The sequence below is a fragment of the Marinococcus sp. LNHM5E3-2.1 genome (genome assembly GCF_056034365.1).
The window spans coordinates 82,940-103,329 of record NZ_JBQLIB010000010.1 but is presented as its reverse complement, the minus strand read 5'-3'; the positions used below and the strand labels follow the sequence as shown (position 1 = coordinate 103,329).

Here is a 20,390-nt window from a genome sequence, read left to right as displayed (position 1 = left end):
CATGTATTAGGCACGCCGCCAGCGTTCGTCCTGAGCCAGGATCAAACTCTCCGTAAAAAGTTTGATGCTGTGGCATCCGAAATGCCCTAAAAATGTGTTGCTTTTGATTGGGGCTCTGGCTTGTCTTTCCTTTTCAAAGAACAATCTGTCGTTATTTTCGCGACTTTTATATATTAACACCGGAGCGTTATTAAGTCAATAACTTTTTTCAGCTGCCTGAACAGCCTGCCGCTCTCTTTACGGCGACAAAAAATAATATATCATCGTTTCTTATTTGTACGCAACCCATTTTTATATTTTCTTTTAATTTTTTATATAAATGCCGGCTTTCGAGTCAGAAAGCCGGCAGAAAACTGTCTACTCTTCGTGGGAAGCCTGGCTGCGCATTTGCGGAAACAAGAGCACATCTCTGATAGAAGCAGAGTTCGTTAGCAGCATCACCAGCCGGTCAATGCCTATACCGAGCCCTCCTGTTGGTGGAAGTCCGTATTCCATTGCTTCAAGATAATCGTAGTCCATCATATGAGCTTCTTCATCTCCAGCTTCTCTTTCTTCCACCTGTTTTTCGAACCGCTCCCGCTGATCTACAGGATCGTTTAACTCACTAAAGGCGTTTGCATGTTCACGTCCTACAATAAATAATTCAAAGCGGTCTGTAAATCTGGAATCTTTTTCATTTTTCTTTGCAAGCGGAGAAATAGCGAGCGGATGACCGTAAACAAAAGTAGGCTGAATTAGTTTTTCTTCCACAAAGTGCTCGAAGAATTCGTTAACCACATGACCAAAGGACATCGTTTCCCGAATAGGCACATTATGTTCTTTAGCCAGCGCTCTGGCTTCTTCGTCACTCATTTCCTGCCAGAAATCCACGCCGGTTTCTTCTTTGACAGCGTCTACAATGTGCATTCTTTTCCACTGATTACCGAGTTCAATCTGTTCGTCTCCGTATTGGAGCGTGGTACTCTCAAGTACATCTTCTGCGATCTGTACGATCAAGCTTTCGGTCAGGTCCATAATATCTTCATAGTCTCCGAAGGCTTCATACAATTCCATCATAGTAAATTCAGGGTTATGGCGGGTGGAAATACCTTCATTCCGGAAGACGCGGCCAATTTCATATACTTTTTCCATGCCACCGACAATCAAACGCTTTAAATGCAATTCAATCGCAATACGAATGTACAGCTCCATGTCCAAAGCATTATGATGAGTAACAAACGGACGCGCAGACGCTCCACCCGGTATTGTATGCAGCATTGGTGTTTCCACTTCCAAAAAGCCCTGACGGTTCAAATGATTTCTCATGGATTGGATGATCTTACTCCGCATGATAAACGTATCTTTCACTTCGGGATTTGCAATAAGATCTAAATAACGCTGGCGGTAGCGCTGTTCAATGTCCTGAAGTCCATGGTATTTATCAGGCAGCGGGCGAAGAGCCTTTGTTAAGAGCGTTACTTCTGTGGCCCGCACAGATAATTCCCCTACATTTGTTTTAAATGCACGGCCGCGCACCCCGACAATGTCTCCAATATCCATATCCTTAAAGCCTTCGTATGCTTCGTCGCCGACTTCGTCTTTCCGTACGTAAATCTGAATCTGCCCTTCAAGATCCTGCAGGTGGGCAAATCCTGCTTTCCCTTTTCCACGCTTAGTGACCATGCGCCCCGCTATCGTAATATCCGTATTTTTTTCGCTCAGCTCTTCCTTAGAGAAGGCGTCGAACTCCCGGTGCATAGTTTTTGAATCATAAGTACGCGCGAAGCGTTCTCCAAATGGGTTTTTCCCTTCATTAATCAGCGCTTCTCTTTTTTCACGCCGTACACGGAACTGGTCGTTCAGCTCTTGATCCTGGCTCATAGTAGTCTCCCCTTTAGATCGCTTTTAATTTTTTCTTCTATTATATAATACCTTTTGTTTCCAGTTTTATTCCAGCACTCATAAACAGAGCGGCTTCCCTGGAAGAAGCCGCTCTGCGTGCAAATGCTTATGCCATACTGGGAGCTTCCGTAGAACCGACAAAATTATATAGTGTTTCCGCCACTTCATCGCGTGTATTCAGTTCATTTACTTTACCCCGTACCTTAGAGCCGCCGTGCATGCCCTTTAGATACCAGGCCACGTGCTTGCGCATTTCCCGCACAGCCACATCTTCACCTTTCAACTCTATCAAACGATCCATATGCACGATACACACATCCATTTTTTCCTTTGGAGTTGGTTCTTCTTCTACAAGCTTTCCTGTCTCCAAATACTGTACTGTCCGGTAAAACATCCAAGGGTCCCCGAGAGCGGCACGGCCGATCATGACTCCGTCCACTCCAGTCGTATCAAGCATCGCCTGGGCGTCCTGGGGAGTAGAGACGTCCCCGTTGCCAATTACCGGGATGTTCACGGCGTCTTTTACTTCCTTAAGTATTTCCCAGTTTGCCACACCTTCATACATCTGCACCCGGGTGCGCCCGTGTACCGCTACGCCTTCGCCGCCGGCTGCCTCAATTGCCTGAGCATTCTCCACAGCCAGTATGTGCTCGTCATCCCAGCCCATCCGCATTTTTACCGTTACGGGCTTATCTACTGCGTTCACAGCTGCTTTTACCATTTGATAGATTTTATCCGGATCAAGCAGCCACTTGGCCCCTGCATCACACTTAGTGATTTTCGGCACAGGACAGCCCATATTTATATCAATGATATCTGCATTGGTATGCTGATCCACTACTTCAGCAGCCCCGGCCATCGTTTCTTTGTCCCCGCCAAAAATCTGGAGACTGAGCGGCTTTTCCCTTTCATCCACGTAGAGCATCCGCATCGATTTTTCATTTTCATGCAGTATTGCTTTGTCGCTTACCATTTCTGCGCACACGAGCCCTGCTCCAAATTCCTTCGCAATCAGCCGGAAAGCAGGGTTGCTGACTCCCGCCATCGGAGCAAGCACCACCGGGTTATTCATTTCTATGTCACGAATTTTTAACACCACAGCAACCTCCTATGTGTTGTCTTTATTTTTCACGCGTCGTTGTTTTCTATTGACAGCTCGCCCCAGTATACTACGTCAGCCCGTTCTTTCTCTGGCAGATTTTTTACATACCAACGAACCGTCTTGTCCTCGTGAACAAAACGGTCGGGGGCAATATCAAAAAAGGGGACCAGAACAAAGGCCCGCTCAGTTAACCGGGGATGCGGAATAATTAAATGCTCCTTGTTCATATTTTCTTCATCATAGATAAGAATGTCAAGGTCCACCGTTCTCGGCCCCCATCGTTCTTCACGTATGCGCTCAAGCTCATGCTCGATCCGGTGAAGCGCCTCCAGCAGTTCTTCCGGTCCGTAATCAGTGCTCCATTCAGAAACCATATTCAGAAAATGCGGCTGATCGACCACCCCTACCGGTGCGGTTTCATACACCGGGGAAAGCTTTATCAGCTGCATCTGCTTCTCCTTTTGCATAGCCTGAACCGCCCGCTTTAAATACTCTTCCCGTTTCCCGAGGTTTGACCCCAGGGCAATAAAAACCTGGGGCATTACGGACGAACCCTGGTCATTTCAATGGCAACATGATCGTAGTGTCCCGGAATTGGAGGATCCGGTTTAATCACTTTTACATGAAGCTGCTTAACGATTTCAAAACGCGCAAATATTGTTTCAGCGATTTTTTCAGCAATAGTTTCTACCAGCCGGAATGTTTGGTTTTCCACGGCATCTTTCACCGCTTCGAATGCTTCGGCATAGTTAACGCTTTTTTCTACGTCATCCTCTGTCGCTGCCGGCTTTAGATCCGCTTCGAGTACTAAATTGACGCGAAAGCGCTGGCCGAGCCTGTTTTCCTCCTCAAACACTCCGTGATAAGCGTAAAACTCCATTCCCTGTAAATGAATTTTATCCAACCGAATGCTCCTTTCTTACTCCGAGCATAGCGTCCATCATCCGGGCTACGCGCGTCATTTCTTTTACGTCATGCACACGGACAATATCGCACCCGCGTTCAATACCAAGGCTTACTGTAGCGCCTGTTCCTTCTACCCGGTCGTCGGCAGGAAGCTCAAGCGTTTTTGATATGAGCGATTTACGGGAGCTGCCAAGAAGTACGGGGTACGAAAGCGACGTAAACTGATCCATTTTCCGCATCGCTTCCAGATTCTGCTCATAGGTTTTTGCAAAGCCTATGCCGGGATCCAGAATAATACGGTCTGCTTTGACTCCGGCCTTCTCGCAAATGGCTATGCTTTCATAAATATCCTGAATCATGTCCGGCATCAAATCCTGGTACTCAGTATTATCCCGGTTGTGCATCAAAATTATTGGCACGTCGTATTCAGCTGCTACCCGGGCCATGTCGGGATCTGCTTTTGCTCCCCACACATCATTAATGATATCCGCCCCAGCTTTAACAGCTGCCTCGGCGGTGGACGCTTTATAGGTGTCCACGCTGATAGGTACGCCTATACGGCCCCTCAGGGCTTCGAGCACCGGGACAATCCGCCGCTGCTCTTCTTCTGCTTCTACAAATGCCGCCCCGGGGCGTGTGGACTCCCCGCCGATATCGATAATATCCGCTCCGTCCCCCACCAGTTTTTCTGCCTGCGCGACAGCATGCTCCACCTCGCTGTAACGGCCTCCGTCAGAAAAGGAATCCGGCGTCACATTTAAAATCCCCATGACAAACGTTTTTAAGGAAAAATCAAGCTCCCAATTCTTCCATCGCATTACCTGATTGCGCATTTTCTCTCCTCCCTGCCGTGCCAGCTTTTATTTTCTCTCTCTTTCTTTCTGGTAGCGGCGGTGCAGCAGCCGGGCCGCTGAATAGCTCGGAAAATAATAATCCCCAAGGGCACGGACCGCTGCAATTTCCTGAATAGAATTCGTGACAAACATTTCTTCTGCCGCTTCTATATCCTGCGGGAGGAAGTGGCCTTCCTCCACGGTGTAGTCATTTTCATGTGCTAACTGTATCACAAATTGACGGGTAATGCCGTTTAAAATACCTGTCTCCACTGCCGGTGTGTACAAAGTATCTCTTTTCCGCCAGAAAATATTGGACACGATGCCTTCTGCAGCATATCCCCCGCTATTGACGAAAATACCTTCCGCCTCCGGACGGTCTTTTATTTCCTGCTTGGCGAGCCAGTTGTTCATATAATGGTGGGACTTCATGCGTTCCCGGCCTTCCGGACTGTTGCGCCTCAGCTGAAGCCATAAGGCGTCCTTTTGCATAGGTTCTGCTCCCGCTGCCGGAAGCGGCTTCATGTAAATAACAATAACCGGCTCAAGATAGGGAGTCGTTTGAAGCCCCAGACTTCCGGGCCCTGCGGATACATTATATCGTACGTAGGCATTCTCTAGCCCATTGGCGTCGAGCAGCTGCTGAATTTCTGCCTCCACCGTTTCGCGTTCATAGCGGAAGACAATGCCGAGCTCTTCTGCGCCGGCTTCGAGCCTTTCCATATGAGCATTCAGCAAAAACGGGTGCCCGTTATACACCCGAAACGTCTCAAATAAGCCGAGCCCGTACATAAAACCGTGATCAAACACAGAAAGACGAGCTTCGCCCGCCTTCTTTACCTCACCGTCTATATATACATACAATGCTACAGCACCTCTTCCGACTGCCGGTGCCGATCCACAAAGCGCTTGAGCATCTGTTTCCCTTCACCGGTCATAATCGATTCAGGGTGAAACTGCACGCCTTCCACAGGAAGGGTGCGATGGCGAATACCCATAATCTCCCCGGCTTCCGTTTCAGAGGTGATGTCAAAGCAGTCCGGCAGTGTTTCTCTTTTCACAATTAACGAGTGGTATCTTGTAGCCGTCAATGGATTTGGAAGATCGGTATAAATACTCACACCGTCATGGTGGATCTCCGATGTTTTTCCGTGCATCAGCCGTTCCGCCCGTACAACATCGCCGTCAAAAGCCTGCGCAATCGCCTGATGGCCGAGGCAGACACCAAAAATCGGGATTTCACCGGCAAAGCGGCGTATCGCTTCGACGCTGATCCCCGCCTCATCCGGACTGCAGGGCCCCGGGGAAATCATCAGAATATCGGGATTCAAATGGGCAATCTCCTCCACCGTGATTTGGTCGTTGCGCCGCACTTCGAGTTCTTCTCCCATTTCTCCGAGGTACTGCACGAGGTTGTACGTAAACGAGTCATAGTTATCAATCATTAAAATCATGCGAAAATCTTCCTTTCTATTCTAGTCTCAGCTCTGCTCGTGGGTGATGCCGGCCTCTGCTTCACTCTGTCTTTTCGCTTCCCATAACGCTTTGGCTTTTTTGATTGATTCTTTGTATTCTGCTTTTGGATCAGAGTCGATAACGATCCCGGCCCCTGCCTGAACATGGGCGTACCCGTCCTTGGCAAGCATGGTGCGAATAGAAATGTTCAGCTCTGCATCCTTGTTGTAGCCGATCCAGCCAAACGCTCCTGTATAAAAACCCCGGCGTACCGGCTCGAGCTCTTCAATAATTTCCATTGTCCGTACTTTCGGAGCACCGGTGATCGTCCCTCCCGGGAACACTGCCCTTATCATATCATACACCTGCTCTGTTTCAGCAAGTATTCCTCTTACATTAGAGACAATATGCATCACGTGGGAATACCTTTCCACTGCCATTAATTCATCCACTTTTACAGAACCATAGCGGCAGACACGGCCCAGATCATTTCTTTCAAGATCGACGAGCATGACATGCTCGGCCCGCTCTTTTTCTGTGCCCATCAGCTCCTGTTCAAGCGCCATATCCTCCTGTTCGTCCTTCCCTCTCGAACGGGTTCCGGCAATCGGGCGGGTGGACACCTCCGCACCCCGTTTTTTTACCAGAAGCTCCGGGGAGGCACTGACCGTCTGCCAGTCCGGTGTATGCATATAGCCCATATAGGGGGAGGGATTCAGCTCTCTCAGCTTTTGATAAATATGAAAGGCAGAGGTATGCAAAAGCTGTGTCTGGCGAGTGGATAAATTCACCTGGAAGACATCCCCCGCAGCAATATACTCTTTAATCTGCTCTACTGCTCCGCCGAACAATTCCCCGGAAAAGGAGGGCACCGACTTTTCGGCAGATACAGCCCCCTTCGATTCTGAACGCTCCTGTCCGGCAGACTTTTCTGCCGCCTCCATCCATGTTTTTTTCCATTTCTCGACGAATTTAACGGCGTCTTCCTCTTCAGCATGTAAATGCCATACCCACGTTTCCCCGGTTTTTTTATCATGAATGAAAAACAGGTCATACAGTAGAAAGTACGCATCCGGCATCCTAAGGTCATCCACCGCGAGTTCCGGCAGCTGTTCAATATAACGTACATAATCGTAGCTTATCTGGCCTACCGCTCCCCCCTGGAACGGCGGCAGATCCGGATCCTCTGGAAGATTGTACGGCTCCATCCATTTTGCCAATGCTTCAAGTGGATCTCCTGCATGCATTTCAGTACTTCCATGTCTATGAAGGCTCGTCTCTCCATCTTTCCCTTCCACTACCGCAAAGGGGCAAAGGCCAGCGATATCGAGTTCGCCCTGACGTCCACTTTCAAGCAGCACATGGTAAGGTTCTTCCCTGGCAAGAAAGTCGAACGCCTGAAAAAACTGGTCATTCGTCTGAAAAAACGACGTCGTAGTCTGTGTATATGATTCTCCTGCTTGAGGCCCTCGGGCCAGTCGCTCATCCATTATGTGTATGCCCCCGGTTTCATCCAATTCTCTCTTTTTTTACAGAAAATTCTCTTTACATTTCTACCAAGTCTACGAAATTTTTTATAAAAAAACAATCAGAACGCTGCGTTTGCTTCATTACCCTTTTTCGTTCCCATTCACTCCAAATAAACCAAAGCGCATCATTAAAGCTATTTCCATAAAAAAAGCCCGTCCCTTTTTGAGGGTACGGACTTTTAAACATTTTTTATCTCAGTCTACAGTGTCTTCAAACTGGTAAAGAGGCGTACTCAAGTAGCGCTCTCCGTTACTAGGAATAACAGCCACAACTTTTTTGCCTTTGCCGAGCTTTTTCGCTTCCTGAAGAGCCACATAAATAGCCGATCCGGAAGAAATACCGCCCAAAATGCCTTCCTCGCGGGCAGCGCGGCGGGCATATTCAAACGACTGCTCCGTGGTTGCTACCGCTACTTCATCGTAAATGTCTGTATTCAGCGTACCAGGTACAAAACCGGCACCGATGCCCTGAATTTTGTGAGGGCCTTTATTTCCGCCGTTTAAAATTGGGGAATCTGCCGGCTCAATACCTACAATACGCATCCCCGGATAGTGCTCCTTCAAAAGGCCGCCTGCACCGGAAATCGTGCCACCGGTCCCGATTCCGGAAACGAAGGAATCAATCGGCCCGTCAATCTGCTCCAGCAGTTCGCGGCCGGTGGTTTCACGGTGGATTTTCGGATTGGCTTCGTTTTCGAACTGCTGCGGCATAAAGTAGCCTTTTTCTTCAGCAAGCTCATTCGCTTTAGAAATCGCACCACCCATGCCGTCAGGTCCTGGTGTAAGCACCAGTTCCGCACCGTATGCACGAAGAAGATTGCGACGCTCCATGCTCATTGTTTCCGGCATTACCAACACCGCCGGATAGCCTTTGGCAGCAGCTACCATCGCAAGGCCGATGCCTGTGTTACCGCTTGTTGGTTCAACGATTGTATCCCCTTCTTTTAAACGGCCATCCCGTTCAGCAGCTTCGATCATAGCAAGACCAATACGGTCTTTAACACTGCTTCCTGGATTCATATACTCAAGTTTCAAATAAACATCTGCATCATTTTCCCCAGTTAAACGGTTTAGTTTTACTACGGGAGTATTTCCAATGAGTTCTGTAACGTTATTTGCAGCCTTCATTCATGCTCCTCCTTCAAACACCAAGTAAATTTATTGGTTTTATTATAATTTAATCGTATCAATTTGGTCAACTTCTGTCAATCTGTAGATCAAAAGGCGCATAAATAATCTAGGAGCGGTTTTCAATTTCAGAGGTGCGCTCTTTCAAACGCTCCAGATCATCCACATCCAGGTGATAGACCTCGTTACAAAAGTGACAAGTTGTCTCGGCTCCCCCGTCCTTTTCAATCATGTCCTGGAGTTCGTCGGTGCCAAGAGAAATAATCGCATTTTCCACCCGCTCCTTAGAGCACTGGCAGGAAAATTGAACCGGCTGGGTATCGAGCACGTTCACCTCTTCACCGAGGATAATATGAAGAATTTCCTCCGGGGTTTTACCGTGTTCAATCAGCTTGGACACCGGCGGCATCTGCTGTATCTGCTGCTCAAGGCGCGCTACATATTCTTCCTCTGCATCAGGAAGAACCTGAATAATAAACCCGCCTGCTGCTTTTACAGAGTTATCCGGGTTTACAAGCACTCCGAGACCGACAGACGAAGGCAGCTGCTCGGAATTCGCAAAGTAATACGTAAAATCGTCTCCGAGTTCACCGGAAACAATCGGAACGTTGCCGGTAAACATGTCCCGCATGCCAAGATCTTTAACTACCGATAAGGTTCCTTCTGTACCGACGGCACGGGCTACGTCCAGTTTACCGCTGTCGTTTAAATCGAAGTGAACCTGCAGGTTGTGAGCATACCCCCTCGTATCACCCGAAGAGTTACTGTCGACAATAATTGGACCCATCGGCCCATGCCCTTCAATTTTAATGGTCAGTTTATCGTCGCCTTTAAGCATCGCTCCCATCATGGAACCCGCTGTCATCGCCCGGCCTAAAGCCGCCGAAGCAGTCGGCCATGCCTGGTGGCGTCTGACCGCCTCATCCACCATCTCTGTCGTGTGTACGGCGTAAGCACGAACCTGATGATTAAACGCTGTTGCCTTTACTAAATAATCCTTCATTGATTTAATTCCTTCCTTTCCACTCTTGCTCTCTATATCATAATATTATCTTTGAAAACCTGATACATAGTATTGTACAAAACCAATTGAAAAACAACTAATCCGCTCGCATGCTTTCTGTTTATGCTATACCGCAGAACGTGCGGAGAAAAACATCCGCTCTCTTTTAAGCATACAAAAAAGGATGCCCGCTTAAAGGCACCCTTTCTTTCATGCTAGTCACGACGATTCGTATCGTCGCTGTCGGAGCCCGAGTCCGAAGAAGTTGTCGTTTCTTCAGAAGAGGTTTCCTCCGAAGAAGATTCACCGCTGTCATCTTTTAGGACGTGGTCAGCCTGCTCCTCTTCATTTTTTTGCTCTTCGCTTTTCGTAGCACCCATCTCTTCATCCGATTTATTCGAATAGTGATCCTCTGGAAGCTTGCCATCTTCAACAAGGGAACGGATCTGCTCTGCATCGAGCGTTTCCAGCTCCAGAAGGCTTTGGGCTACAAGCTCAAGCCGGTCTTTGTACTGCGTAAGAATCTGTTTACAGCGTTCATACGATTCCATAATGATTCTTTGCATTTCATTATCAATTTCGTGAGCGATAGCGTCACTGTAATTTTGTTCGTTCTGCATGTCACGGCCGAGGAATACCTGGCCGCCGCCGCTTGAGCCAAACTGCAGCGGGCCGAGCTTTTCACTCATACCGTATTCGGTAACCATGCGGCGGGCGATATCTGTAGCACGCTGGAAGTCATTATGAGCACCTGTACTCACTTCGTTAAACATAACTTCCTCTGCCACACGGCCGCCTAACAGGCCGACAATTTTATCGAGAAGCTCCGGCTTGGTCATAAAGTAACGATCTTCCTTCGGAAGCATCATTGCATAACCGCCGGCCTGGCCGCGCGGAACGATGGTTACCTTGTGCACCATATCCGCGTTTTCAAGCTTCATACCAACAACTGTGTGGCCTGCTTCGTGGTGCGCCACGATGTTACGTTCTTTTTCTGAAATAACGCGTGATTTTTTCGAAGGACCGGCAATAACGCGGTCAATCGCTTCTTCCACATGCGTCATTCTAATCTTCTGCATATCAGCACGGGCTGCCACAAGCGCCGCTTCGTTCAGAAGGTTTTCGAGGTCCGCCCCGGTAAAACCAGGCGTACGCTGTGCGATGGCCCGGAAGTTAACGTCTTCTGCAAGCGGCTTGTTGCGCGCATGCACCTGAAGGATTTCCTCCCGGCCGTTTACATCCGGACGGCCAATAAGAATCTGACGGTCAAAACGTCCTGGACGGAGAAGTGCAGGGTCGAGTACGTCGGCACGGTTAGTCGCTGCAATGATAATGATACCTTCATTGCCGGCAAAGCCGTCCATTTCAACCAGAAGCTGGTTCAACGTCTGCTCCCGTTCATCGTGGCCGCCGCCGACGCCGGCACCACGCTGTCTTCCCACTGCGTCAATCTCATCAATGAAAATAATACACGGTGAATTTTTCTTCGCGTTTTCAAAAAGGTCACGTACACGGGAAGCACCGACACCGACAAACATTTCCACGAAGTCTGAACCACTGATGGAAAAGAACGGTACGTCTGCTTCTCCGGCGACCGCCTGGGCGATCAGCGTCTTACCTGTACCCGGAGGACCGACAAGAAGTACGCCTTTTGGAATACGGGCACCGATGTTGGAGAATTTACGGGCATCTTTCAGAAAGTCAACGACTTCTACAAGCTCCTGCTTTTCTTCCTCCGCACCGGCTACGTCTTTAAAACGCACCTTCTTTTTGTCTTCCTGGTACATCTTCGCCTTACTTTTACCAAAGTTCATCATCTTGCTGCCGCCGCCCTGGGACTGGCTGAGCAGGAAGAAGAACAGAAGGAAGATAATGATGAATGGAATCATCGTTGTAAGGAAAGTAACCCAGCCGCTCGTTTCTTCTTCCGGCTGCGTATCAAATTCGACAGCGTTGCCGTTAGGCCCCTGTGCTGTCTGCAGCTGCTGTGTTGATTCATCTGTCATCGGAATATACGACTCGTACGTTTCCGCATTTTCAGTATCTTCACTGGTGGCAGCTGTTACATTGTAAACTCCGCCCTCGGGCTGGAGCGTAATAGTAGCAAATTCGTTCTCACTAAGACGTTCATTGAACTCTGTACTGCTGATTGTATTTGTATCTGCACCATCGTTTTGGGCAAAGCTGATAATCCCTATAATAACCAGGAATAAAAAAAGCCAAAACACAGTGTTACGAAAAATTCGGTTCATTCCTGACCTCCTCCTGCATACATCGAAAGCTGCAATAATAGTATCATATTCACTTGTCTGTTCCTAATCATCCGCCTTGATAAATCTCGGGCTTTAATACACCAATATACGGCAGATTCCGGTATCTTTCTGCGTAATCCAGACCGTAGCCCACAACAAATTCATCCGGCACTGTAAAGCCAACCAGGTCTGCGGTAAGGTCCACTACCCGTCCCTCCGGCTTATCCAGGAGCGTTACCACTTTTAACGACTTTGCTCCCCGGGTCTGCAGGAGGCTGATTAAGTATTTAAGCGTGCGCCCGCTGTCAATAATGTCTTCAAGTATTACGATGTCTCTGTCGTAAACCGTTGTATCCAGGTCTTTGATAATTTTAACTTCCCCAGTGGAAACCGTGCCCCCGGCGTAGCTTGAAACGTCCATAAAATCCATCTCAAGATGAATGTTCATGCGCTTGACAATATCAGCCATAAAAGGAAGTGCTCCTTTTAAAACTCCGATCACTAAAGGAAAACGCCCGTCATATTCTTCCGTAAGCGTTGTGCCCAGTTCTTTAATTTTTGTCTGCAGTTCTTCTTCCGAGATTAATATATCCTGTATTTCGTCGTGCATCTGAATGTCTTTACCCTCCCAAGCGAATTTCATTCTTTCATCCGGGCTGAATTTTAACAGCCGCTGTTTTATTTTATAAAACTATAGTCACAAAACAGAAGCATTACAACCATGTTATAAGCTGCCATTGTTAAAAATGGTCCATTTTCAATCATAGCACGTATAAAGGGAATTTGCTTCCCTGCACAACAAATTTTCCGAAATTGTCACTTCTTATTTCACGTGCCTGCCCAGTGCTTTTTCCATACGAAATAGGCTGATTCTTTTTCATAGCGAAAGGAGGCACGCAGGCCGGGGAGCCATAAAATAGTCCCTTTTTCATCTGTAAATACGGGCCGGTGCGCACGTTCATGCTTTGGAACTTTTTCGTCTATAAACAGACGATGAATTTTTTTCGCTTCCTTCATGCCTGGTATATGTATTCGGTCCCCTGCGCGCGGGGGTCTGACGTATATCGGGAACGAAAGAATTCTTTCCGGGACAGCCACCCACCAATCCGCATCCTCCGGACGGTCACGACTTACCCTGACGACCCCGGGGCCGTATTTGTAGTTACCGTAGTCAGAAATACGGACCAGTTCAGGAAAAGAAGGGCCGGATTTTCCCCTGCATAAGAATTCCAGCCTATCGTAAGATTTGCGGACCAGTATCCCCCCGGGTAAATGAAGCTCTCCTGAAGCGCCGGCGGCAGAAGCCAGACTGATACAGGAATCCACCAAAGAAGCCGAAATACCTGTTTCTTCTGCAGAAAAATAATAATTTAATAGTAGCGAAACCGTTTCCCTTTGTAAAGCAAGAGGGGTTTCATGAAAAAAATCCATTCTTACAGCTGCATAATTAAGTTCCAGCTTTTCTCCGTAAAAATCGAGAAAAGCACCTGCCTGGCTGCGCATATAGTTTTGCTGTTCTTTATGCCATTCATATTTTTTCTGCATGTGCTGATGCACTGAAGGAAATTCATCTGTCAGCGCCGGAATGACGTGGCGGCGCACCCGATTACGCCTGTAATCGTCCGTAGCATTGCTTTCATCCTCCACGTAAGGTATGCCGTGCTCTTTGCAATAGAGCAGAATTTCTGTTTTTTTCACACCAAGCAGAGGACGTGCAACCTTCAAACCGTTCATTGCACGCTTCGGGGCAATTCCTTCTTCACCGAGAAGCGACCGGCCCGAAGCTGCCTGCATGATCATCGTTTCAAGCTGATCATCTGCATGATGGCCGGTCATCAGAACGCTGTAGTCAAAATGTTCCATAGTGCGGAAAAAGAAATCATACCTTTTTTTCCGGGCCGCTGCCTGTGTCGCCTTTTCATCAGGGGTTTCTTTCATAAACATTGCCGCCGAAAAAAAAGGCAGCTGCTGATGCTCCGCCCACGTCCGCACCATCTGCGCCTCGGATTTCGATGTTTCCGGACGGAAGCCATGGTTTACATGCGCAATTCCCAGGGTGAATTCATATTTACTCTGTAAGCTTTTCAGGATGGACGCAGCTGCCATGGAATCCGGGCCCCCGGAGACCGCTGCGAGTACTTTCGCTCCCGGTGGTATCATTTCCCATCTGGTGATCCATTCTTCAACGATGTGTTTCATAACGCTGGCCCACCCCTTTGCCAACAGAAAATACCGAAAATGCGAACACGAGGCCAGCCGCAATTGCAATGGCCTGCAGCACTGTTTCCACGCCCTGCTCCAGTCCGTATAAATACCGTTCCTGTACGAATGCAAGCATCGTTTCATACGCCCTGCTGCCAGGGATCAGTGGAATGATTCCCGGGAGACTGAAGGTTGTCACCGGGACTTTCATAAACCGGGCAAACCATTGGCTGACAAACGAAGCAAAAAATGCAGCTACCGCCGCCGCAAAAACGAGCGACAGGCCTAAAACCGGCATTAGTGAATAAATCGCCCACGTGCCTACACCGATAAACCCGCCCCACCAGACGAGCCGGAGCGGAATATTAAAAATAATCGCAAAAGCGATCGTCGCGACAAAACAAAGGCCCAGCTCTAATGCAAACATCGCCATCGTTATTTCCCTCTTTTCCTCAGTCTATACGAAAAAAATTGTGAGTGCTACTGCCACACCGCCTGCTATAGACATGCTTGAGACAGCCGCTTCGGCGCCCCTGGCTACTCCTGCCACCAGATCTCCCGACATTAAATCACGCACCGCGTTCGTCAGCGGCACACCTGGTACAAGAGGAATAATCGTGCCGATAATTACCTGGTTGGTATTCATTACAAGTCCCATCTGCACCATCAGCATGGCTATTAAAGCACCCGTGAATGAGGCCAGAAACTCCGAGAAAAACTTCACTTTCAGCCTCATTTGGTAGCGTACGAGCGCTACCGCTGTCACGAGTCCGCCAAGTGCGGCCGGCAGCATATCCATAATGCTCGAGCCGATCAAATAAGAAAAAGCGCCCCCGCCAATACCGGAAGCCAGGTAAATGAACCATACAGGATAATTCATCGGTGATTCTTCGATTTCTTTTAACTGCTTCTTTACTTCCCTTGAAGTAAGAAGACCACTCACGTATTCCCTCGACAACTGGTTGACTGAGGTCACCTTGCTCAAATCCTGGTAACGCTCCTCAATTCGGAGCATCTGTATATGATCACGCTGGTCTACAGGCGATTTAAACGACAAAAAGATAGCTGTTGTCGTCACAAATGTATTCACCTGCTCCATTCCGGCAGCCCGGCCCATTCTCCGCATTGTGTCCTCTATCCGAAACGTTTCTGAACCGTAGCGGAGCATAAGCTGTCCGGCATGCAGACACATAGCCATAATGTCATCTGCTTTTTCCACGTGCCTCCCCGCCCTTCCTCAATTAATATGTAAATGTGCTTTCGCTTAAAGTATAGAATACTCGCCAGCGGAACAAAAGTAGTTTTCAGCAGTGAAACCGCTTTAATTATCTGGAACAAAATAAAACCACTGCCCAATTGGCAGTGGAAGCATTCAAGTTATAATTTGGTAGCGGCGGAGGGGATCGAACCCCCGACCTTACGGGTATGAACCGTACGCTCTAGCCAGCTGAGCTACGCCGCCATTTATTGCGACATTCACGATTATAAATTGTTTTTGTATTAAAAGTCAATATGCGCTATGAAATTAATTTCTGCTGAAGCATTTCCCCAAACAAAGAGAGCCTGCCGTGCGTTGGCAGGCTCTCTCCAGGGTTGGAAGCTTTCGGCATTACTTGCGGGATTTTTTTCCTCGTTTTTCAGTTTGCTTACGGATAGTGGCCAGGCGTTCTTCACTGTCTTTCATGAAGCTGCTCATTTTGTCTTCAAAGCTTGCCGGACGCTGCTGCGGAGGCTTCGATCCTCCACGTGGCCGGTCTCCCCCGCTTTTTGGGCGACCGCTGCCGCTGCTTTTCGGGCGTTCTTCCTGAGGACGGTCCTGCGCCTTACGGATGGAGAGTCCGATTTTTCCATCATCCTCTACCTTCATCACCTTTACTGTCACTTCATCCCCGACGGACAGAAAATCACTGATGTTTTCCACGTATTTATCCGCGACTTCACTAATGTGAACGAGACCCGTTTTTCCCGGCTCCACTTCTACAAAAGCGCCAAACTTCGTAATGCCGGTAACCTTGCCCTGTATCTTGCTGCCCACTTCAATTGCCATCTAAAAAATGCTCCTCCTTATGGATCCTATATGAAATATAAAAAGAGATTAGTGCAAAAGAAAGAGAAACGCCTCACGTTTTCAATTTCTCTGTGTCCAAGTAATTATACTCGAAGCCAAAAAACAATGTCAATTAGATGAATCGCTTTCCGGAAGTTTATAAAGCGTTTCCCCTTCTTTAGTTAAATAATACTCTTCCCGGGCGACTTCTGCTATGTAATCAAGGTCGTTGTAATCCTCCACCTGCTGATTTAAATCCGCTTCTTTATCCTCAAGGTTCGCCATCTGCTCTTCCATCTGATGCTGCTCCTCATTATTGGCTGCAATGGTCTGCCACTGTGAGAATAAAGTAATTCCCATTAATATGACGACAAAGGCAGTAACAACGGTTAAAGCAGTCATTCTTTTTTTCAATCCACGGCGCTGCTTCTGTACTGAGGCTTCTTTACGGGCATCTGTTTGTGTCTGCTGGTGGGAGTGCGGTCTATGAATGTTTGTTACTTTTTTCTTTTCTTCAATCAATCAAGAGCTCCTCCTTCGCTTGTCTCTGCAAGCTTTGTTGTAAAACAAGCGCTTTATAAACCGTTTACGATTTTAGTTATGTTAATCATAACGGAGCAGCGAAAGAGTTTCAACACGGTTTTTCCTCTTTATTACAGTTTTTCGCTTTATTTTTTCTGTTTTCGCAGGTTTTCTTCCATACTGAATAATAAAGCCGCCCCAAAAAGGAACGGCCGTTCGTATTATTTACTTTCTTCTTCCATCAGTGTATACATCGATTCTGCTTCATCTTTTTTCGTTGTATCTTTAATGGCTTCCACTCTTAATTTTAATGTCTTCGAAGCAAAACGTACGATGATTTCATCCCCAGGCTTTACTTCCGTTCCGGCTTTCGCCTGATTACCGTTTACCGTAATGCGTCCCTGGGCAGCTACTTCCTTTGCAAGAGTTCTTCGCTTAATCAGCCGGGACACCTTTAAAAACTTATCTATTCTCACCGTTACCGTTCCTCCTTCTTCGCTTCCTGCCACCATGCTTCCGCTGTCTGCAGAAAGTTTTCTTCCTTCCAGTGCCGGTTTTCTTCATTCATTTTCTGTTCAATGTAGGCAAAACGACGGAAAAACTTCTGATTCGTCTGTTCGAGCGCTTCCTCCGGATGTACGCGAAAGAACCGGGCAAGATTAACGAGCACAAATAAAATATCCCCAAATTCCTTTGAGCTGTTTTGTTCGTTTTCTGCACGAAGCTCCGCTTTCCATTCGTCTATTTCTTCGTGGAGCTTGTCCCACATCGGAGCATCATCGCCCCAGTCGAACCCGGCCTTTGCTGCCTTTTTCTGAATTTCGTAGGCTCTCATTAGTGCCGGCATTGCCTGCGGAATATCCGCCAGTACAGAATCCTCTTCGCCATCTTTGCTTTTTTCAGCTTTTTTAATCTGTTCCCACTGCGTGTTCACTTCTTCCGGGGTAGCCGCCGCTGACTCTGCAAACACGTGCGGATGCCGGCGGATCATTTTTTCCGTTACTGATTCCACTACATCATCAATGGTGAAAAAGCCTTCTTCTTCCCCAATTTGAGCATGAAGCATCACCTGAAGCAAAATGTCCCCCAGCTCTTCCTGCAGGTTGTCGTCGTCTTCAGCATCGATGGCACTTAATACTTCATAGGTTTCTTCGAGCAGGTATTTTTTCAGCGATTGGTGCGTTTGTTTCCTGTCCCATGGGCACCCGTCCGGAGCCCGGAGAGAGGCGATAATGCTGCGCAATTTGTCCCAGTCTCCGAACCGGGCCGAAAACGGCAGCGGCGGCACATAAACGGACATTAGATTATCGACAAAGTCTTCGCGGTCAAGCTCGTACAGCGGCAGCTTCTGAAGCCGTTCTGTTCCGGTTCCCGCTCCGGAAATCATGTGCACGATGTGCTCTTCCGGATACAGCTCCATCAGCGTCAGCTTCACCTCTGAAGCTGTCATACGATCGTACACCTGGGTAAGCAGCAAATGGATGGAGGTCTGCACGTTTTCTCTTTTCAGCGCCGTCGCATCCAGCAGCTGGAAGCCTTCACTCGGATCCAGCCGCAGGGCTGCAAAGACAGGGTCTAAAAAGCTTTGTCCGCCCACGATGTCCACCCGGCATTTTTCGGCCTTTTCTGCTTCAAGCAGGTGCTGCACCACCATTTCTGCCACTAGCGGATGACCCGGGACTGCGTAACAAATTTCCCCGGAAGCTTTGGAAGCCATAAGCAGCTCTTCCGTCATTATTCCGTATGCCTCTTCAAACGAATCTGTCTGTTCGTAGACCTGGTCAAAGGTTTTATGCGCCGGCAGCTCTTCCTGAAGCTCTCTGACTACCGGGTGCTCCCTGGTACGTAAATACAGAGAGGAAGCTGCGCGGAGACGACGGTAAACGTCCAGGGGGAGCTGCCCGGCATCTCCTGCTCCGAGCCCTAAAACGGTAATAACTGGTCGCGTGTCTGCATTATTCATTAGGAAGTCCCCCTCTTTTCATTCTTATTTCCGCCTGCGGAAAATATGTTCCACTCCTGGCGTTCGAAAAGTTTTAAGCCTTTGACAAGAGCAAGGCACAATGCCACGCCGGCCCCGGCCAGACCCAGGGCCCACATGCCAGCGACCGTCCGTGCGTCTACGCTGGCGGCAGGCAGCTGCAGCATCCACAGTCCAGCGCCAAGCAGGACTAAAAGAGTCACCCAGCAGACGCACCACCTGGGGGAAGGCCAGGAAATCAGCCGGTACTTCTGCAGAAGCGCTCCCTGCAGAAGGCTCGTAACAGCAAGGCCGCCGATCGTTGCCGCAGCTGCACCAACTGCGCCAAAGGACGGTATAAGCACTATATTTCCGACGAGCTTTATGATTCCTCCAGCCACTATTGATCCGGCAGCTATCCGGACATAGCCTCCCCCCTGGAGAATCGCGTTCGCAGTTACAATCCATCCGCTAAACAGAAGTGAAATAGCGAGCGCAGCCATAAGCTCTGTTCCCCTGCTGTTTTCAAACAGCATCACATTCACAAAGTCAGCTACTGTATAAAGGCCTACAGCCGCCGCTCCGCCGATAACCAGACTGATCCGAAGAGCAAGCCCACCGAGGAAAACTCCTTCCTGTCCGCGCAGCGAAGGGAGTACAGCTGCTGCGAGCGCCGTAGATACTACCGTGCCGAACTGGAGAAGCGGCTGTGCCCGGTCCAGAACACCCTTCGTTTCTTTTGCATCCTGTCCGGAAACACCGTAAGCCTCAAGGCCGGGGACTACAGTAAACGCATCTATCCATTGATAAAATAAAAACACCATTGCACCGAGACAGGCAACTACTCCCGGGATAAGCAGTTTTTTCACCATTGTTTTATACTCGTTTCCGGCTTGCCGAAAAAGAAAAGGCAGGGGTTTGCGACGATGCTGAAACCACCAGAGAAGCAGCAGAATCAAAGCCCCAACACCGGCGCCTGCTATGGAAGCTCCCATAGCTCCGGCACCTACGTTATATACCCCCTGCCCAGCCGATACTGCTGCCCAGGCAGACAACAAAATAAAGGTTACCCGGCACACCTGCTCTACTACATGCGATAAAGCTGTCGGCTCCATTTTCCCTCTCCCCTGGTAATATCCGCGTCCAAGCGAAAGTACAGGAACGAGGAGAAAGACGAATGAAGTCATACGAAGTACCGGCGTAAGCTGTTCATCTCCCATGAATCCAGCCACCACGGGCGCAAAAAGAAACAGAAGCACAAAAGCCGATACTCCTGCAGATATCAGCACCACTCCAGCCGCTTTCATCGTTTCAAGCCGGTCGGATGCTTTTTTCTGCTGTATCATTTCACCAGCCAGTACAGCCGGAAATCCGTAAAGAGCAAGAATCATCGCTATACCGTAGAACGGGTACACCTGCTGGTAAACATAATACCCAATATCCCCGGTCATATTCTGGTATGGAATCCGGTAAACAGCGCTGAATACTTTTCCTATCAGGGCAGCTGCTGTCAGCAGGGAAACGCTTTTTAGTAAACGCGCGAAAGAGCGTTTGTCATTTGTCATCTTCG

The 20,390-nt window shown here is 48.5% G+C and carries 20 protein-coding genes and 1 tRNA gene; all 21 read right to left on the bottom strand.

Features of this window, described 5'->3' with window-relative positions:
• Window positions 1–357: 357 nt before the first annotated feature.
• The 21 genes from lysS to ACTRXH_RS12000 all read right to left on the bottom strand — a co-directional run bounded on the left by lysS (window position 358) and on the right by ACTRXH_RS12000 (window position 20,385).
• Window positions 358–1,860 carry a lysine--tRNA ligase gene (gene lysS, locus ACTRXH_RS12100; RefSeq protein ID WP_474282280.1) on the bottom strand — a complete coding sequence of 501 codons (1,503 nt, stop codon included), beginning with the start codon at window positions 1,858–1,860 and terminating at the stop codon, window positions 358–360.
• Window positions 1,861–1,987: 127 nt separating this feature from the next.
• Complete coding sequence (gene dusB, locus ACTRXH_RS12095) at window positions 1,988–2,977, bottom strand: tRNA dihydrouridine synthase DusB (RefSeq protein ID WP_322525259.1); 990 nt, start codon at window positions 2,975–2,977, stop codon at window positions 1,988–1,990.
• 32 nt (window positions 2,978–3,009) lie between these two features.
• Window positions 3,010–3,525 (bottom strand): 2-amino-4-hydroxy-6-hydroxymethyldihydropteridine diphosphokinase, encoded by a 516-nt coding sequence (gene folK / locus ACTRXH_RS12090; protein WP_474261148.1) that lies wholly within the window; start codon window positions 3,523–3,525, stop codon window positions 3,010–3,012.
• Window positions 3,525–3,887 carry a dihydroneopterin aldolase gene (gene folB / locus ACTRXH_RS12085; RefSeq protein WP_474282278.1) on the bottom strand — a complete coding sequence of 121 codons (363 nt, stop codon included), beginning with the start codon at window positions 3,885–3,887 and terminating at the stop codon, window positions 3,525–3,527. The genes folK and folB overlap by 1 nt, the downstream gene beginning before the upstream one ends.
• A complete protein-coding gene (gene folP / locus ACTRXH_RS12080; protein ID WP_474277724.1) occupies window positions 3,880–4,722 on the bottom strand; it encodes a dihydropteroate synthase in 843 nt (280 codons plus the stop codon). Before folP ends, folB begins: the two co-directional genes overlap by 8 nt.
• A 27-nt stretch (window positions 4,723–4,749) precedes the next feature.
• On the bottom strand, window positions 4,750–5,586 hold the full coding sequence (gene pabC, locus ACTRXH_RS12075) for an aminodeoxychorismate lyase (protein ID WP_474282276.1): 837 nt from the start codon (window positions 5,584–5,586) through the stop codon (window positions 4,750–4,752).
• A gap of 2 nt (window positions 5,587–5,588) precedes the next feature.
• The gene (pabA, locus tag ACTRXH_RS12070) at window positions 5,589–6,176 is read right to left on the bottom strand and encodes an aminodeoxychorismate/anthranilate synthase component II (protein WP_474282274.1); all 588 of its coding nucleotides are present in this window, start codon (window positions 6,174–6,176) and stop codon (window positions 5,589–5,591) included.
• Window positions 6,177–6,203: 27 nt separating this feature from the next.
• Window positions 6,204–7,667, bottom strand: coding sequence for an anthranilate synthase component I family protein (locus ACTRXH_RS12065; protein ID WP_474282272.1), 1,464 nt, complete (start codon window positions 7,665–7,667; stop codon window positions 6,204–6,206).
• Between the two features lie 234 nt (window positions 7,668–7,901).
• Window positions 7,902–8,834 carry a cysteine synthase A gene (gene cysK / locus ACTRXH_RS12060; RefSeq protein WP_474282270.1) on the bottom strand — a complete coding sequence of 311 codons (933 nt, stop codon included), beginning with the start codon at window positions 8,832–8,834 and terminating at the stop codon, window positions 7,902–7,904.
• Between the two features lie 109 nt (window positions 8,835–8,943).
• Window positions 8,944–9,837 carry an Hsp33 family molecular chaperone HslO gene (gene hslO / locus ACTRXH_RS12055; RefSeq protein WP_298786971.1) on the bottom strand — a complete coding sequence of 298 codons (894 nt, stop codon included), beginning with the start codon at window positions 9,835–9,837 and terminating at the stop codon, window positions 8,944–8,946.
• A gap of 215 nt (window positions 9,838–10,052) precedes the next feature.
• Complete coding sequence (ftsH, locus tag ACTRXH_RS12050; RefSeq protein WP_474261157.1) at window positions 10,053–12,089, bottom strand: ATP-dependent zinc metalloprotease FtsH; 2,037 nt, start codon at window positions 12,087–12,089, stop codon at window positions 10,053–10,055.
• Window positions 12,090–12,156: 67 nt separating this feature from the next.
• Window positions 12,157–12,699 carry a hypoxanthine phosphoribosyltransferase gene (gene hpt / locus ACTRXH_RS12045; protein ID WP_027847186.1) on the bottom strand — a complete coding sequence of 181 codons (543 nt, stop codon included), beginning with the start codon at window positions 12,697–12,699 and terminating at the stop codon, window positions 12,157–12,159.
• 218 nt (window positions 12,700–12,917) lie between these two features.
• Window positions 12,918–14,288, bottom strand: a complete 1,371-nt coding sequence (gene tilS, locus ACTRXH_RS12040; RefSeq protein ID WP_474282268.1) for a tRNA lysidine(34) synthetase TilS — start codon at window positions 14,286–14,288, stop codon at window positions 12,918–12,920.
• Window positions 14,272–14,724 carry a threonine/serine exporter family protein gene (locus ACTRXH_RS12035; RefSeq protein WP_022792856.1) on the bottom strand — a complete coding sequence of 151 codons (453 nt, stop codon included), beginning with the start codon at window positions 14,722–14,724 and terminating at the stop codon, window positions 14,272–14,274. Before ACTRXH_RS12035 ends, tilS begins: the two co-directional genes overlap by 17 nt.
• Window positions 14,725–14,748: 24 nt before the next feature.
• The gene (locus ACTRXH_RS12030) at window positions 14,749–15,510 is read right to left on the bottom strand and encodes a threonine/serine exporter family protein (protein ID WP_322525270.1); all 762 of its coding nucleotides are present in this window, start codon (window positions 15,508–15,510) and stop codon (window positions 14,749–14,751) included.
• Window positions 15,511–15,676: 166 nt separating this feature from the next.
• A tRNA-Met gene (locus tag ACTRXH_RS12025) sits at window positions 15,677–15,753 on the bottom strand.
• A 147-nt stretch (window positions 15,754–15,900) separates the two neighbouring features.
• Window positions 15,901–16,338, bottom strand: coding sequence for a S1 domain-containing RNA-binding protein (locus ACTRXH_RS12020; RefSeq protein ID WP_322525271.1), 438 nt, complete (start codon window positions 16,336–16,338; stop codon window positions 15,901–15,903).
• A gap of 129 nt (window positions 16,339–16,467) precedes the next feature.
• Complete coding sequence (locus ACTRXH_RS12015) at window positions 16,468–16,860, bottom strand: FtsB family cell division protein (RefSeq protein WP_474261159.1); 393 nt, start codon at window positions 16,858–16,860, stop codon at window positions 16,468–16,470.
• Between the two features lie 221 nt (window positions 16,861–17,081).
• A complete protein-coding gene (locus tag ACTRXH_RS12010; protein WP_091615012.1) occupies window positions 17,082–17,336 on the bottom strand; it encodes an RNA-binding S4 domain-containing protein in 255 nt (84 codons plus the stop codon).
• A gap of 2 nt (window positions 17,337–17,338) precedes the next feature.
• Window positions 17,339–18,823: a bifunctional methyltransferase/pyrophosphohydrolase YabN gene (gene yabN / locus ACTRXH_RS12005; RefSeq protein ID WP_474282266.1), complete on the bottom strand. Its 1,485-nt coding sequence runs from the start codon at window positions 18,821–18,823 to the stop codon at window positions 17,339–17,341.
• Entirely contained in the window at window positions 18,823–20,385 is a 1,563-nt protein-coding gene (locus tag ACTRXH_RS12000; RefSeq protein ID WP_474261161.1) for a putative polysaccharide biosynthesis protein, read from the bottom strand. The genes yabN and ACTRXH_RS12000 overlap by 1 nt, the downstream gene beginning before the upstream one ends.
• Between the last annotated feature and the right edge of the window lie 5 nt (window positions 20,386–20,390).